Origin of the sequence: Brucella pseudogrignonensis (genome assembly GCF_031454375.1) — a bacterium.
Lineage (GTDB): Bacteria > Pseudomonadota > Alphaproteobacteria > Rhizobiales > Rhizobiaceae > Brucella > Brucella pseudogrignonensis_A.
In genome coordinates this window covers 1-13,306 of the sequence record NZ_JAVDQT010000001.1, presented here as the reverse complement: position 1 = coordinate 13,306, position 13,306 = coordinate 1, and the positions used below count along the sequence as shown (strand labels likewise).

The following is a 13,306-nucleotide window of genomic DNA, read 5'->3' as shown; positions in this document are numbered from 1 at the left end:
TCAAAGCTTATAGAAACTCTTGATCTCGTCCCAAGCCTCATCGGCTGTGTCGACGAAGGTCAGCAATTCAATATCCGCAGGCGAAATTGTGCCCTGTTCTGCCAGAAACTCGATATTGATGGCCTTGCTCCAGAACTCCTTGCCAAACAGAATGAGTGGCATGCGTTCCATGCGGTCGGTCTGAATCAGCGTCATGGCTTCAAACAACTCATCCATCGTGCCGAAGCCGCCGGGGAACACGCAAATAGCCTTAGCGCGCATGAGGAAGTGCATTTTGCGCAGCGCGAAGTAATGAAAGTTGAAGCAAAGATCAGGCGTCACATAAGCGTTTGGTGCCTGCTCATGCGGCAGCACGATATTAAGGCCAATAGTCGGTGCACCAACATCAGCCGCACCACGATTACCAGCCTCCATCACGCCCGGACCACCGCCCGTAACCACGATGAACTCACGATAATAGGTCGTCGCCGAATATTCAGAGCAGGTACGGGCAAACTTGCGCGCTTCTTCATAATAGCGGGAATTAGCCTCAAGGTTCTTTTTCTGAACTTCGTTTTTCGCCGCCCAAGCATCGCCGCCCGGCTCTGGAATACGTGCACCACCAAACATAACGACGGTTGACTTGATACCACGATCGGCAAGGATCAGTTCTGGTTTCAAAAGCTCAAGCTGAAGCCGGATCGGACGCATATCGCGTCGCGTCATGAAGTCATCATCCATGAAGGCAAGCCGATAGGCGTCAGCCTCAGTCTGAGGGGTCTTTGGCACGGTCCGCGCCTGTTTAACGGCTTCCTCAGAATTCGGGAAAGGCGTCCAGCCAGTCTTCTCCATCGGGTTCATGCTTGCCTGCTCCTTCAATTTCAATGCGTTTTGTTGCCTTAGCATTATTTTCAGCGTTAAATTCTTAATCTGGCGCAATTGCGTTGAGTTATTTCGCACAATAACGCGATTGACCCATATCCTGCCTTCGCTTAATCACTTGGCTGACAACTGCCGGCCAAAAAGACGGCAGCCGCTTATCCTGCCAGTTTATGGAGACCGCCATATGACCAAGCCAGATTTCGCCTCCCTTGAAAAGGTCATCGAAAAGGCTTTTGACGAACGCGATGGCATCAGCACAGCAACCCGCGGCGAAGTTCGCGATGCTGTTGAGCAGTCGCTTCTTTTGCTCGATCGCGGTGAAGCGCGTGTGGCAGAAAAACAGGTGGACGGCAACTGGCAGGTTAATCAGTGGCTTAAGAAAGCAGTATTGCTTTCGTTCCGCCTCAACCCAATGCAGATTATCAAGGGCGGCCCCGGCGAAGCTTCCTGGTGGGACAAGGTTCCTTCCAAGTTCGACGGCTGGACAGCCAATGAGTTTGAAAAAGCTGGTATTCGCGCGGTTCCAAATTCAGTCGTTCGCTATTCCGCTTACATCGCGCCAAACGCGATCCTGATGCCTTCTTTCGTCAATCTCGGCGCTTATGTTGATGAAGGTACGATGGTCGATGCATGGGCCACTGTTGGCTCCTGTGCACAGATCGGCAAGAACGTGCATCTTTCGGGCGGCGTTGGCATCGGCGGCGTTCTGGAGCCAATGCAGGCTGGCCCGACCATCATCGAAGACAATTGCTTTATCGGTGCGCGTTCGGAAGTCGTTGAAGGCTGTATCGTTCGTGAAGGTGCCGTGCTTGGCATGGGCGTGTTCATCGGCAAATCGACCAAGATTGTTGATCGCGCAACCGGCGAAATCTTCTATGGCGAAGTACCACCATATTCAGTCGTTGTTGCTGGCACGATGCCGGGCAAAAATGTACCTGGCGAAAACTGGGGCCCAAGTCTTTATTGCGCTGTAATCGTCAAGCGTGTCGATGAAAAGACCCGCTCGAAGACTTCTATCAATGAATTGCTGCGCGATTAATTTACCGGCATAAACAAAGAAAAAAGGCGAAGCCCGAAAGCTTCGCCTTTTTTGCAATCACTGCCAGAAAACTTATTTCTGGTAGCTCGAAGGCGAAGCATCACCGAAACGATGTGCAGAACCATCTGAGTATGTGTTCGTTGGGATCGATGCAGTTGCAGTGTGATCAACACGCTGTGCAGCGACTGGTGTACGATCATTTGCGTACAGATCAGCTGGTTCACCAACATGCGGGTTTCCAGCAAACGCAGCACCGGCAGTAAGAGCAACAGCAACGGTAGCAAGAACAAACTTTTTCATCTTCATAATCCTTCTATCACCCCATCGGATGGCAATTTGCCTATCCCTCCGGGGACTCCGGGATGGCAAACAACCATCCTCCGGGGAGATTCGTTAAATTGATCATTTTCAAATATCGGGTTGTAAGAACCTTGGGAGGCCGCACTTACAACCCGCAATCCCTGTCGCTACAATTTAAAATTAAACTGTAACAACCAATGTCATAATCGTATTCTTAGTTCTGGTAGCTCGATGGCGATGCATCACCAAAACGGTGAGCGGAACCATCCATATTAACCGTCTGGCCAATAGTTGCAGTCGCAGTGTTGTCTACGCGCTGCGAAGCAACAGGAGTGCGATCATTTGCATAAAGATCTGCAGGTTCACCTACATGAGGATTTTCAGCAAAAGCAGCACCGGCGCTAAGAGCAAGGGCAGCAGCAGCAAGAACAAACTTATTCATTTTCTATCTCCTTAGTCATTTGGGCGACGTTCTGTGCGTCGTCCTCATGAGCCTCAAATGGGTGACAGTGATGAAAAGTTCCAGTCACGAAAATGTTTTCTTAATCACACATTCGTGCGCCCAACTTCTTCTAACAAGCATGCAAAAATTAGAATTATATATTTTTTACAATATGTTGAATCATATATCAGCAGTAACCAATTTGTTATCATGTCATTTTTGTTCACTTTTTGCGAACACTGTGTCGCCTTTTATTGTGTAACAATATCGAACAATGAATGGTGTTAATCACAATTGCGCGGCTAACGATTTCATCTGTAATCTTAAAAAATACACTGAGTCTGGGTCTGCCAATCGCGCAAATGAAAAAGGGATCGCGCTATGCGCCCCCTTCTGCCTGACAGCTCTCGCTCATAGTGATTAAATTAATTGCTGGCGACGTTTACAGAGCGGCCTGCAATTGAAACCCACTGCCCAGAATGCGACGGTGACTGCATTTTAATATAGCGATAAGAGGTCTTCTCAACCGGCAACACCTCTGATCGCATATTGTCGAGAATGTAATCACCACGATCTGTACGGACAGTCAGCACGATATGTGCCTCGCTTCCCTGCACCATGGTAATCAAAAGCTGCGACGGGCTGATCCCGCGCGCCATTAGCTTGGCACGCTTCAGCAGCACATAATCCTCGCAGTCACCTTTGCCATTCCTCGGAATGGTCCAGTAATCACGCTTACCGTAATTATCCTGATCCGATACCGGCTTAATCGCGGCATTGACCGAAGCATTGACGCTTTGCAGCAGCTTCATCCGATCTGGCGTAAGCTTCATCGGCGCAAGAGCGCGGTGTGAACTGCAATCACGCGGTGTGCGCTTGCAGTAATCCAGATGACCGTAAGGAATGCTGGTCAAACCGCCCGCTTCACTCCACTGACCAGCCTTTGCCGGAGCAATAGCTGCGCCAGACAATGCGATGAAACCTAATGCTGCTGTGATCATTGAACGCATAGCGGATTCCCATTTTTAAAATGCCCCGAAAAGCATTTTGTAGAAACTGTTCCCGTTGACCGGCCCGTTTCCCGGGTCTCGCTATCAACCTTTTTTTAACTAACGATGACAGTGGCCCTCTGGTCAAGGAAATTTCATTCCCGATTTGCGACATTCTGAGAAAAGCCGCGATTAAAAGAGCTTTCGTTCGCCGAACCCCCGTTTTGTAAAACCTCTGCACACTGCATCTTGTTTACGCTAACGAGGGATTGTTGTTTCATCTGGGGGCTTCCCGATCTAATCTCAAGCCCACACGATTCTCAGAACAAAGCTTTCACATCATGAGCCTGCCTACCAATCCCGCTGAAAACCTCGCTGCACTCATTCGTTGCCCGTCGGTAACACCCGCCGAAGGCGGCGCGCTGACCGCATTGGAAGCAATGCTTGAGCCCATGGGCTTTTCAATCCAGCGTCCTGTCTTCACCGACGAAGATACGCCGGACATCGAAAACCTCTATGCGCGCAAATCTGGCAATGGGGCGCATCTGATGTTTGCGGGCCATACAGATGTGGTGCCTCCCGGCAATGAAAGCGACTGGAAGCACCCTCCTTTTTCCGCTGCAATTGAAGACGGCATCATGTATGGCCGTGGTGCAGTCGATATGAAGGGTGGCATCGCCTGCTTTGTGGCAGCCGTGGCGCGTCATATCGAAAAACAAGGCAGCCTCAAGGGCAGCGTCTCCTTCCTCATCACAGGCGACGAAGAAGGCCCAGCAATCAATGGTACGGAAAAGCTGCTGCAATGGGCCAAAGAGCGTGGTGAAACATGGGACGCATCGCTTGTTGGCGAGCCAACCAATCCCGATACGCTTGGCGACATGATCAAGATCGGGCGTCGCGGCTCAATCTCCGGCACGATCACAGTTCACGGTGTGCAGGGCCATGCCGCCTATCCGCACCTTGCGGAAAATCCCGTGCGTGGCATCACAACCCTTGTCGATAGCCTGCTCTATCCAGCTTTTGATGAAGGCACTGAAGATTTTCAGGCCAGCAATCTGGAAGTCACCACCATCGATGTTGGCAACAAGGCCACCAATGTCATTGCCAACAAGGCGGTAGCGTCCTTCAATATCCGTTTCAACGATACCTGGACAGCAGACAGCCTGAAGGCCGAAATCATTTCGCGTCTTGAAAAGGCTTCGCGCAATGACCGCCTTCGTCCGGGCCGCGAAACACCAATCAATTATGAGCTGACATGGCGCGAACATCCTAGCCATGTGTTCCTGACACGCGATGAGAAGCTGATCGGCACGCTCACATCTTCTGTAGAGGCCGTCACCGGCAAACGCCCCAAGCTTTCCACATCGGGCGGCACGTCAGATGCGCGTTTCATCAAGGATTACTGCCCGGTCGTCGAGTTCGGCCTTGTCGGACAGACCATGCATATGGTTGACGAGCGCGTAGCCCTTGCCGACCTTGAAGGCCTGACACAGATATACGAACGCTTCATCGCTGATTTCTTCGGATAAGGGAACGACATGCCCAGTCTGGATGATATTTTCAGATATTTCACGGGCGTCTGGAAGATGATGCTTGGCCGCAAAGACGGCCTCGCATATCTGGACATCTCAGCAGAAGATTTCTGGGCATCGTTCTATGCGATTATCGTGGCCCTGCCGCCGCTTCTTGCAACATGGGTTGCCTATGCAGCGGATCTGACAGCAGGGCGAGACGAAGCCGGTCTCCGCCTTGCAATCGTTATCCGTGCAGCTTTCGTCGATACTGCGGCATGGATAATTCCGCTCATCATTATCGGTCTACTCGCCCGCCGCATTGGTATCTCAAAGCGTTACGCGCCTTACGTCATCGCGACCAATTGGGGCAGCGCGTTGCTGGCTTGGCTTTTCGCGCCCATAACATTGATACAACTTTTCTTTCCGGGAGCGCTGGATTTTGCGACGCTGTTCGCTTTTGTGCTCTTCGGCATCTCAATTATCCTGAGCTACCGACTGACATTCATCGTGCTGCAACGCCCACACGCCTATGTCGCACCGTTTTATGCCTGCGTATTTTTCGGCTCACTGTTTATCACAGTGTTCCTGCAACAGCTTTTCGGGATCGGAATCGGCGCTGAAAGCTTTTAAAGCGCATCCCGAAAAGTTTGAAACGGTTTTCGGACAAGATGCGCGCCCAAACAAAGAATTAGAGCACCGATCTGATTTAATCAGATCGAAAGGCGCTCTAAAAAGGAAACGGGTAGTCGACGCCCACCAGATAAAGACCGTAAGGTGGTGCAACCTGACCACAAGCCTTGCGGTCTTTCGCTTCTAAAGCGGCTTGCAAATCATCAGCAGTCCAGCGGCCAACGCCCACTTCCATCAGGCTTCCTGCAAAAGAACGCACCTGATTGTGCAAGAACGAACGCGCCGAGACCCGCATTTCAACATAATCGCCCGTACGCGTAATATCGAGCCGGTCGAGCGTCTTGATCGGGCTTTTCGCCTGACATTGCGTTGCGCGAAATGTCGTAAAATCATGCTCACCAAGCAAGCGCTTTGCAGCTTCATGCATCGCTTCGTGATCAAGGCGCTTCTGCACCCACCACACGCGCTGATAATCAATCGCCAAAGGCGCACGGCGATTGTGAATGCGATAAAGATAATGCCGTCCACGCGCCGAAAACCGCGCATCAAAAGCATCTGTTGTCTTTTCTACATTGAGGATGCTGATGCGCTCGTTAGCCATCACCAGGTGCGCATTCAACGCATCGCGAACCTTGGCAGCACCCCAATCCTTAGTCAGATCGACATGAATGATCTGAGCGCAAGCATGAACACCCGTATCGGTACGACCCGCTGCACTAAGCGTCAGGTCTTCGCCACAGAATTTTTTAAATGCCTTTTCAATGGCGTTCTGCACAGCATAGCCATTTTCCTGCCGCTGCCACCCGACATAGGGCGTGCCGTCATATTCAACCGTGATTTTATAACGAGGCACGGCTCAGAGAACCTTCGTCACAGACGCACCACGCAGAAACTCCTGCGCAGGCAATGGCTTGCCACCGGAACGTTGTAACGTTAGGAGCCGCACAGCACCCTCTCCACAAGCAATCGTCAAACGATCGTCAAGCACCGTTCCTGGCGCACCGCTTCCCTCGCCCAATGTGGAGCGCTGGAGTTTGACACGTTCAACGACACCGTTGATTTCCATCTCGCACCAGGCACCCGGAAATGGTGAGATGCCACGGATCGTATTGTGAACATCCTTCGCAGGCTTCGACCAGTCGATACGCGCTTCCGCTTTGTCGATCTTGGCGGCGTAAGTGACACCCTCTTCGTCCTGTGACTGAAGTGTGAGACTCTCACGCTCAAGCGCACCCAGTGCACGCACCATCAGGTCAGCACCGATAAGACTCAACCGATCATGCAGTTCACCTGCGGTCATGTCCGGCGTAATCGCAACTTTCTCAGCCATGGCAACAGGGCCAGTATCCAGCCCCGCATCCATTTTCATAATCATCATGCCGGTTTCTGTATCGCCAGACATAATGGCCCGTTGAATAGGTGCCGCACCGCGCCAGCGCGGCAGAAGCGACGCATGACCGTTGTAACATCCAAGGCGCGGCGCATCGAGAATGGCCTGTGGCAGCAGCAGGCCATAGGCCACAACGATTGCCACATCCGCTTCAAGGCTCGCAAAGACGTCCTGATCTTCGGTGCCTTTCAGGCTTTTCGGCGTGAAAACCGGAATGCCGAATTCCTCAGCCTTTTCATGCACCGGCGACTTGGTCAGTTCCAGTCCGCGGCGGCCAGCCGGACGCGGTGGCTGCGAATAGACCGCAACGACTTCATAGCCCTGTCCGATGATGGCTGTAAGGATTGGCACGGAGAAATCCGGCGTCCCCATAAAGACAATCCGCATTACAAAGCCCTGTTTGATGCACGCTGACTGGCGAGCTTCTTGAACTTCTTGATGACCATGTCCCGCTTGAGCTTGGAGATATGATCGATAAACAGCACACCATTCAGATGGTCGATTTCATGCTGCAGGCAGGTCGCCATCAGCCCATCGGCTTCCATCGACTTTTCTTTGCCGTCCGCATCGAAATAATTGACCTTGATGGTCGCAGGCCGCTCGACTTCGGCATAATAATCCGGGATCGAAAGGCAGCCTTCTTCATAGACGCTGCGTTCGTCCGATGAGGCGACAATCTCCGGATTGATGAAGACGTGCGGCTCCTTCGGAGCGTCTTCCTTGGCGAGATCAATCACCAGCATCCGCAGAGGCTCGCCCACCTGAATGGCGGCAAGGCCAATGCCCGGGGCATCATACATGGTGTCAAACATGTCGCCGGCAAATTTGCGCAATTGATCGTCAAAGCGTTCAACTGGCTTGGACAGTTCACGCAGAAGAGGATCTGGAAGAATGATAAGCGGTTTAATAGACATGCGTTTCACGTAATCGCTTGCGCGAGAATCGTCAATTGTAACTTGCAAAATGTTCTTGTTTTGATCTCATCAAGACGACACGAATCAGCTAAGCTTAATCCATGGAAAACCAGAATCTCTTGAACGAACCGCTTTTGCAGCTTGGTGCAACCTCTTTCACGCTGGGAGATATCCTCCTTGCGGGCATAGTCGTGCTGGTTGTTTGCCTTGCAATTTTCCTCATTGCGGCAGCGCGTTCAGCACGTCTAAGAGCGGTTGCGGAAGCACAGGCCGAAGACCGTGCGCGTGATGCGGAATATCGCATGGCGGAGATTCTGAAAGCACAATCCGAAATGCAGGGCCGCATGCAAACCATGGCCGAAGTCTTCGGTTCACGGCAGGCAGAGCTCAACCAATCGATCCGCGAACGGCTCGACGGCATGACGCATCGCATCGGCCAGACCATGACCGAGCAGACCCGTTCGACACATGAAAATCTCGCAAAATTGCAGGAGCGTCTTGCGGTCATCGACACAGCGCAGAACAATATCCAGTCGCTTGCCGGTCAGGTCGTGCAGTTACAGGCGATCCTTGCCAACAAGCAAACGCGCGGTGCCTTTGGCCAGTCACGCATGGAAGCGATCATTGCCGATGGTCTACCGCAGGGCGCTTACGAGTTTCAGGCGACACTTTCCAACGGCACACGCCCCGATTGCCTTGTTAAAATGCCAAACAACGCACCTTCACTGGTCATCGACGCGAAGTTCCCGCTCGAAGCATGGAACTCCATGCGCGAAACTGAAGCGCCGGAAGCACGCAAGGCAGCCGTTGCGCAGTTCCGCCGCGATATGGAAGTGCATATCAAGGATGTTTCCGATAAATATCTGATACCCAGTGAAACACAGGATACGGCTTTCCTGTTCGTGCCATCGGAATCTATTTTTGCCGATATTCATGAGCATTTTGAAGCGCTGATCCAACGCGCGCACCGGGCGCGGATCGTTATTGTTTCGCCATCGCTCCTGATGCTGTCCATTCAGGTTATTCAGGCAATCCTGAAAGACGCCCGTATGCGCGAACAGGCACATGTTATTCAGGGTGAAGTGATCCGTCTGATGGAAGATGTCGGCCGCCTTGATGAGCGTGTGCGCAAGCTGCAAACCCATTTTTTGCAGGCCAACAAGGACATTGACGACATTCTGGTGTCTTCAAACAAAGTCACCAAGCGCGGTGCGAAGATCGAAGCACTGGAATTTGGCCCCGCACCGGCTGAAGAGCCGCAACGCCCGACGCGACAGTCGGATAACGCGCCCACCCAAATGCGCCTGCGCGTGGTGGATGAGGATTAATGCAGTTTCCAGGACAAACTTAGAGCGCATCCAGAAAAATACGAAAAACTTTTGACATGCGCTCTAAGAGTTTGTTGGGAGAACTCATTCTTTCAAAGAAGCGAGAGCCTCCGTTACGGCTACGAAGCGTTTGAAGTGCGTTTTCAGAACCTGCGTGACAACGTCAACATCGGCAATTCTTCCATGTTGAAGCACAAAGCTCAAACCAAATGGATTGCCATTCAGCCTGTTTAAGTCGGGATTTGCGGTGCTTGGCGTAACGACCAAGCACCCCCATGCTGCAGCGACCGCATTCAAATCATCAACCACACGCTCTTGCCCTGCATGGGCAAAGCCAGAAGTCGCCATTCCGGCAAATGTCTTATTGAGATATTTACCGTTAACGGCGGCCTCGTGATTCGCATCAATAAATGCCTTCATTGCCGATGACATTAATCCGGTATGGGAGGGCGACGAGAATACAAAACCGTCCGCCCACTCAAGATCAATCCCCGAAGCATATTCCAGTTCCGACAACTCGGCGCTTGGTGCATGAACTTCCACACGCCGTATTCTGACACTCGCCCCGAAACCCTCAAGAACGGGAGAAAGAAGCCGGGCAAGCATAAGATTTGCACCAAAATTACTAGAAATAGCGATGAGTATCCGCGCCATAACAACCCCAGCTGATTATCTAACTTCCAAGAATTTTTGCGAGATATACCCAGACTGGAGCAGCGATCACAAAACCCAGTACGCTGACTGCAAGTGACGATGTTCCTGTTCGGGTATAAACCTGAAAGCGGCTGGAAATTATAATGCCCGAGAATGCCGGCGGAAGGGCAACACTGAGAACCAGCATTTGCAGAACAAACGGGCTAAGACCGCAGAGCCAGCCGGCAATCAGGAATACACCAGGCATCAGAATAAGCTTGAAAGCTGTATTATAAGCAACTTCTTTGTCGAGTTCGATTTTGTAGGCTGCAAGTGTCAGACCCGCTGCAAAGACCGCAACGCTAGAGTTTGCCTGTGCCAATAGCTTGAAAGTTGGATCAAACTGAGCAGGCACTTTAATGCCGATAAGAACGAGAACAACAGCCAGTACAGGCGCCCACACCACAGGCTCTTTCAATGCAGAAATCAAGGCGTTGTCTTTGGGTGCTCCGGCTGCCGATTTGTCGCCGCCACCGCCTGCGTTCAAGAGATAAAGCCCAATTGGGATGGTAACGGCGTTAACAACGATCGCCACAATAGCGATGACAAGACCGGTCTCAACGCCTGTGCCGTAAAGAGGATCAAGGATAGCGTAGCCTAGAAATCCGATAGTTGGTGAGCCCGCGATCAAGGCGCAAACGGCAGCTTCCGCTTTGCTTCGCTTGAAGAACCACTGCATGGTGAAATAGGAAAGCATAAAAAGTGCAACAAGGCCGACAAAAGAGATGATCGTCAACGTCGCATTTTCGAACAACATCGCGCGGTCCGCGCGAACGATGGAAACAAACAGAGCCGCGGGAAGCGCGAAATCAAGCACCAGTTTATTGAAAACTTTTGCCTGATCTTCTGCGAAGATGTTTTTCTTACCGCTGACATAGCCTAAGATCATAACAACAAAGATCGGGATGAGGTCAGAGACCAGCATCTTCGACATGAATTCTTCCATGATCATTCCCCTTGACATAGCTGCCGCCTCAAACGCCAAAGGATTAGTCCGACGCGATCAACAGCCCATGGCACCCAAAATTGCACATAGTATCGTACGGAAAATAAGGGAGTTCGTTCATCAGAACGAACTCCTTAGATCTCAGCGAAGCGTCAGCCTTTGACGATCGTCTGGTATTTCTGACGCAGTGCTCCCATCAGCGGATCACCAATATCAAGATGCCCCTTCACCAGCTCTTTCGGCGTCAATGCAAGCCAGTTGTTGAGAGATACGTCCTTATATTCACCGGTGTGAAAGACGTTCAGAACACGGACAGGCTCATTGCCGGTATTTTCAATGTAATGCGCTAATGTCTTGGGTACATAGCCCACATCACCAGCAACGAAATCGAAGGTACGCGCGTTGTTGACGGCATCAAAAACCGTCATGCGGGCCTGGCCGCTGATATAATACTGGATTTCATCAGCATCAGGATGCCAATGAATTTCACGCATGCCACCCGGTTCCAGATCGATAAACAGCGCCGCAAGATTGGTAACCTCAAACGTCTTGTTATCGACAACCTGCGTAGCACCACCTTCGAAATGGTTCTTCTGCTGCTTGGATGCGCGGAACACATATTTGTCCGTGAAGCTCACAGCACCGAGATCACGACGGACCTCTTCAAGCGACGCGGGTACTGGCTGACGGAAAATATATTTTTCTTCGGAAGGAATACCGTCAAAAGCACTTTCCGGTACACCAAAATTCTTCGCTAGAACTTCGCGTGGGGTATGTGCAAATAGCTCTGTCACAAGCAAAGTCTGATTTTCAGAGAAATTACCGTCGTTAAAGACAAGTACGAACTCCGTGCCCTCTTCAAGCCCCTGAATTGCATGTGGGAAACCGGCAGGCGCAAGCCAAAGGTCACCCGGCTCAAGATCTTCAACCAATGTCTGACGCTTGTCATCCACCAAATAGAAGCGAACCTTCCCCTTCAGAACATAAGCCCACTCGGCTTCTTTATGCCAATGCATCTCGCGAACGACGCCAGCAGGAAGGCGCATGTTGACAATTGCCAACTCTTTCATGCTGCCCATTTCACGCTGGGTAACTTCTCGTGCCCAACCACCGTCTTCAAGCCGGTTATGAGCCATAGCAAAAGGAAATTTCAGATTTGGAATGCCGCCATGATCTGTTTCAGGGGGCAGCAGAATATCGGGGTTCTGCGCTTCCACTTCCAGATTACGCGGCCCCACAATATCCGCACCCTTTGTGCCACGTATCGGCTGCACAATATCTGTCATCGACTTGCCCTTCCCAATAAGATTTAAACCCGTTACAATTCGTGAGTAAATACAGATTGGGTTGACGCATCAAGTATAAATAATATTTTTAATTCTTATCTAATCTCTTGATAGATTTTTTTGGCGCCTATATTTCGTGCCGATTAATAGGTTGATTAAAGACGATCGTCACCAACGTTTCCAGGCCAATTAAACGCTATTTTGCATAGTCCAATGTCGATTACTTTCTTAAAAAGTCCATGCCGTAGTTTTCATGTTTTCCAGAATGCACAGAGATCAAATTCAGGATTTTATTTCCTAAAGCAAAAAGCCCGCATGTTGCGGGCTTTAGATATTGGTTGTTTTGCGTACGAGCTTTTATTTATCGGATTATATAGTTTTTGTTAGATTTGGTTGCGGGGGCAGGATTTGAACCTGCGGCCTTCAGGTTATGAGCCTGACGAGCTACCGGGCTGCTCCACCCCGCGTTATTAAGTACGAACCATTGCGGCCCGGGAGCGAGGTCAGGCCCTTTTTTCAAGGAATGGGCCTGATGAGGTGAGGTCGTTTAAAAATCGATTGATTATCGATTTTAGACCGAACGGGCTGCTCCGCGCCACTCTCACGTAGTCATATATTCGGTATTTTTCGCGCTTATTGCGTTGAATGTCTGTTTTGTATTGATTTGAGAAGATGTTGATTATTTGTGTGCTTAGCAGACCTGGCAGCGACCTACTCTCCCGTGTCTTAAGACAAAGTACCATTGGCGCTGGAGCGTTTCACGGCCGAGTTCGGAATGGGATCGGGTGCAGCCGCTCCGCCATAACCACCAGGTCGGCGAAGAACACAAATATGAGAAGCTGTTGTCTTTCGTGCTTTTATCATCATCGAACTTTGTTCGATGGATATTGTAAATGAGAATGATCAAGTCGATCGAGCTATTAGTACCGGTAAGCTACATGCGTTGCCGCACTTCCACACCCGGCCTATCAACG

General features: G+C 51.0%; 14 protein-coding genes, 1 tRNA gene and 2 rRNA genes. 4 read left to right on the top strand and 13 right to left on the bottom strand.

Going from position 1 to position 13,306, the window contains the following annotated elements; genetic code table 11:
- Positions 1 to 840 carry an LOG family protein gene (locus tag J2782_RS00085; protein WP_310009581.1) on the bottom strand — a complete coding sequence of 280 codons (840 nt, stop codon included), beginning with the start codon at positions 838 to 840 and terminating at the stop codon, positions 1 to 3.
- 205 nt (positions 841 to 1,045) lie between these two features.
- On the opposite strand from J2782_RS00085, the gene dapD reads away from it, so the two are divergent.
- Positions 1,046 to 1,900 carry a 2,3,4,5-tetrahydropyridine-2,6-dicarboxylate N-succinyltransferase gene (gene dapD, locus J2782_RS00080; RefSeq protein ID WP_310009580.1) on the top strand — a complete coding sequence of 285 codons (855 nt, stop codon included), beginning with the start codon at positions 1,046 to 1,048 and terminating at the stop codon, positions 1,898 to 1,900.
- Between the two features lie 72 nt (positions 1,901 to 1,972).
- Here dapD and J2782_RS00075 read toward each other — a convergent pair whose 3' ends face one another.
- The 3 genes from J2782_RS00075 to J2782_RS00065 form a co-directional block, all read right to left on the bottom strand.
- Positions 1,973 to 2,200 (bottom strand): hypothetical protein, encoded by a 228-nt coding sequence (locus J2782_RS00075; protein ID WP_310009579.1) that lies wholly within the window; start codon positions 2,198 to 2,200, stop codon positions 1,973 to 1,975.
- A 214-nt stretch (positions 2,201 to 2,414) separates the two neighbouring features.
- Positions 2,415 to 2,642: a hypothetical protein gene (locus tag J2782_RS00070; RefSeq protein ID WP_094505394.1), complete on the bottom strand. Its 228-nt coding sequence runs from the start codon at positions 2,640 to 2,642 to the stop codon at positions 2,415 to 2,417.
- Positions 2,643 to 3,067: 425 nt separating this feature from the next.
- On the bottom strand, positions 3,068 to 3,619 hold the full coding sequence (locus tag J2782_RS00065) for a transglutaminase-like cysteine peptidase (protein ID WP_404989596.1): 552 nt from the start codon (positions 3,617 to 3,619) through the stop codon (positions 3,068 to 3,070).
- 353 nt (positions 3,620 to 3,972) lie between these two features.
- Here J2782_RS00065 and dapE point away from each other — a divergent pair, with 353 nt between their 5' ends.
- On the top strand, positions 3,973 to 5,160 hold the full coding sequence (dapE, locus tag J2782_RS00060) for a succinyl-diaminopimelate desuccinylase (RefSeq protein WP_310009577.1): 1,188 nt from the start codon (positions 3,973 to 3,975) through the stop codon (positions 5,158 to 5,160).
- A gap of 9 nt (positions 5,161 to 5,169) precedes the next feature.
- Positions 5,170 to 5,775, top strand: a complete 606-nt coding sequence (locus J2782_RS00055; protein ID WP_310009575.1) for a hypothetical protein — start codon at positions 5,170 to 5,172, stop codon at positions 5,773 to 5,775.
- Positions 5,776 to 5,872: 97 nt separating this feature from the next.
- Here the strand turns inward: J2782_RS00055 and truA are convergent, their stop codons facing one another.
- Genes truA through def form a run of 3 tightly spaced genes read right to left on the bottom strand, consistent with a single transcriptional unit; the run spans position 5,873 to position 8,079 of the window.
- Positions 5,873 to 6,628, bottom strand: coding sequence for a tRNA pseudouridine(38-40) synthase TruA (truA, locus tag J2782_RS00050; RefSeq protein ID WP_310009573.1), 756 nt, complete (start codon positions 6,626 to 6,628; stop codon positions 5,873 to 5,875).
- Between the two features lie 3 nt (positions 6,629 to 6,631).
- Entirely contained in the window at positions 6,632 to 7,552 is a 921-nt protein-coding gene (gene fmt, locus J2782_RS00045; protein WP_310009572.1) for a methionyl-tRNA formyltransferase, read from the bottom strand.
- Complete coding sequence (gene def / locus J2782_RS00040; protein ID WP_250038609.1) at positions 7,552 to 8,079, bottom strand: peptide deformylase; 528 nt, start codon at positions 8,077 to 8,079, stop codon at positions 7,552 to 7,554. Before def ends, fmt begins: the two co-directional genes overlap by 1 nt.
- 101 nt (positions 8,080 to 8,180) lie before the next feature.
- On the opposite strand from def, the gene J2782_RS00035 reads away from it, so the two are divergent.
- Positions 8,181 to 9,407 (top strand): DNA recombination protein RmuC, encoded by a 1,227-nt coding sequence (locus tag J2782_RS00035; RefSeq protein WP_310009570.1) that lies wholly within the window; start codon positions 8,181 to 8,183, stop codon positions 9,405 to 9,407.
- Between the two features lie 84 nt (positions 9,408 to 9,491).
- Here the strand turns inward: J2782_RS00035 and J2782_RS00030 are convergent, their stop codons facing one another.
- From J2782_RS00030 to J2782_RS00005, 6 genes are all read right to left on the bottom strand, one after another.
- Complete coding sequence (locus tag J2782_RS00030; RefSeq protein WP_310009569.1) at positions 9,492 to 10,061, bottom strand: flavodoxin family protein; 570 nt, start codon at positions 10,059 to 10,061, stop codon at positions 9,492 to 9,494.
- A gap of 19 nt (positions 10,062 to 10,080) precedes the next feature.
- Positions 10,081 to 11,034 carry a transporter YfdV gene (gene yfdV, locus J2782_RS00025; RefSeq protein WP_310009568.1) on the bottom strand — a complete coding sequence of 318 codons (954 nt, stop codon included), beginning with the start codon at positions 11,032 to 11,034 and terminating at the stop codon, positions 10,081 to 10,083.
- Between the two features lie 164 nt (positions 11,035 to 11,198).
- Positions 11,199 to 12,332 carry a cupin domain-containing protein gene (locus J2782_RS00020; RefSeq protein WP_310009566.1) on the bottom strand — a complete coding sequence of 378 codons (1,134 nt, stop codon included), beginning with the start codon at positions 12,330 to 12,332 and terminating at the stop codon, positions 11,199 to 11,201.
- 390 nt (positions 12,333 to 12,722) lie between these two features.
- Positions 12,723 to 12,799, bottom strand: a tRNA-Met gene (locus J2782_RS00015).
- 231 nt (positions 12,800 to 13,030) lie between these two features.
- Positions 13,031 to 13,145: ribosomal RNA gene (gene rrf / locus J2782_RS00010) — 5S ribosomal RNA — on the bottom strand.
- Between the two features lie 86 nt (positions 13,146 to 13,231).
- Positions 13,232 to 13,306: ribosomal RNA gene (locus J2782_RS00005) — 23S ribosomal RNA — on the bottom strand; the annotation flags it as partial.

Bases quoted from the DNA above. Each gene is read 5' to 3' on its own strand.
- J2782_RS00085 (WP_310009581.1), bottom strand. From the start codon at position 840: ATGAACCCGATGGAGAAGACTGGCTGGACGCCTTTCCCGAATTCTGAG.
- dapD (WP_310009580.1), top strand. From the start codon at position 1,046: ATGACCAAGCCAGATTTCGCCTCCCTTGAAAAGGTCATCGAAAAGGCT.
- J2782_RS00075 (WP_310009579.1), bottom strand. From the start codon at position 2,200: ATGAAAAAGTTTGTTCTTGCTACCGTTGCTGTTGCTCTTACTGCCGGT.
- J2782_RS00070 (WP_094505394.1), bottom strand. From the start codon at position 2,642: ATGAATAAGTTTGTTCTTGCTGCTGCTGCCCTTGCTCTTAGCGCCGGT.
- dapE (WP_310009577.1), top strand. From the start codon at position 3,973: ATGAGCCTGCCTACCAATCCCGCTGAAAACCTCGCTGCACTCATTCGT.
- J2782_RS00055 (WP_310009575.1), top strand. From the start codon at position 5,170: ATGCCCAGTCTGGATGATATTTTCAGATATTTCACGGGCGTCTGGAAG.
- fmt (WP_310009572.1), bottom strand. From the start codon at position 7,552: ATGCGGATTGTCTTTATGGGGACGCCGGATTTCTCCGTGCCAATCCTT.
- def (WP_250038609.1), bottom strand. From the start codon at position 8,079: ATGTCTATTAAACCGCTTATCATTCTTCCAGATCCTCTTCTGCGTGAA.
- J2782_RS00035 (WP_310009570.1), top strand. From the start codon at position 8,181: ATGGAAAACCAGAATCTCTTGAACGAACCGCTTTTGCAGCTTGGTGCA.
- J2782_RS00030 (WP_310009569.1), bottom strand. From the start codon at position 10,061: ATGGCGCGGATACTCATCGCTATTTCTAGTAATTTTGGTGCAAATCTT.
- yfdV (WP_310009568.1), bottom strand. From the start codon at position 11,034: ATGTCGAAGATGCTGGTCTCTGACCTCATCCCGATCTTTGTTGTTATG.
- J2782_RS00020 (WP_310009566.1), bottom strand. From the start codon at position 12,332: ATGACAGATATTGTGCAGCCGATACGTGGCACAAAGGGTGCGGATATT.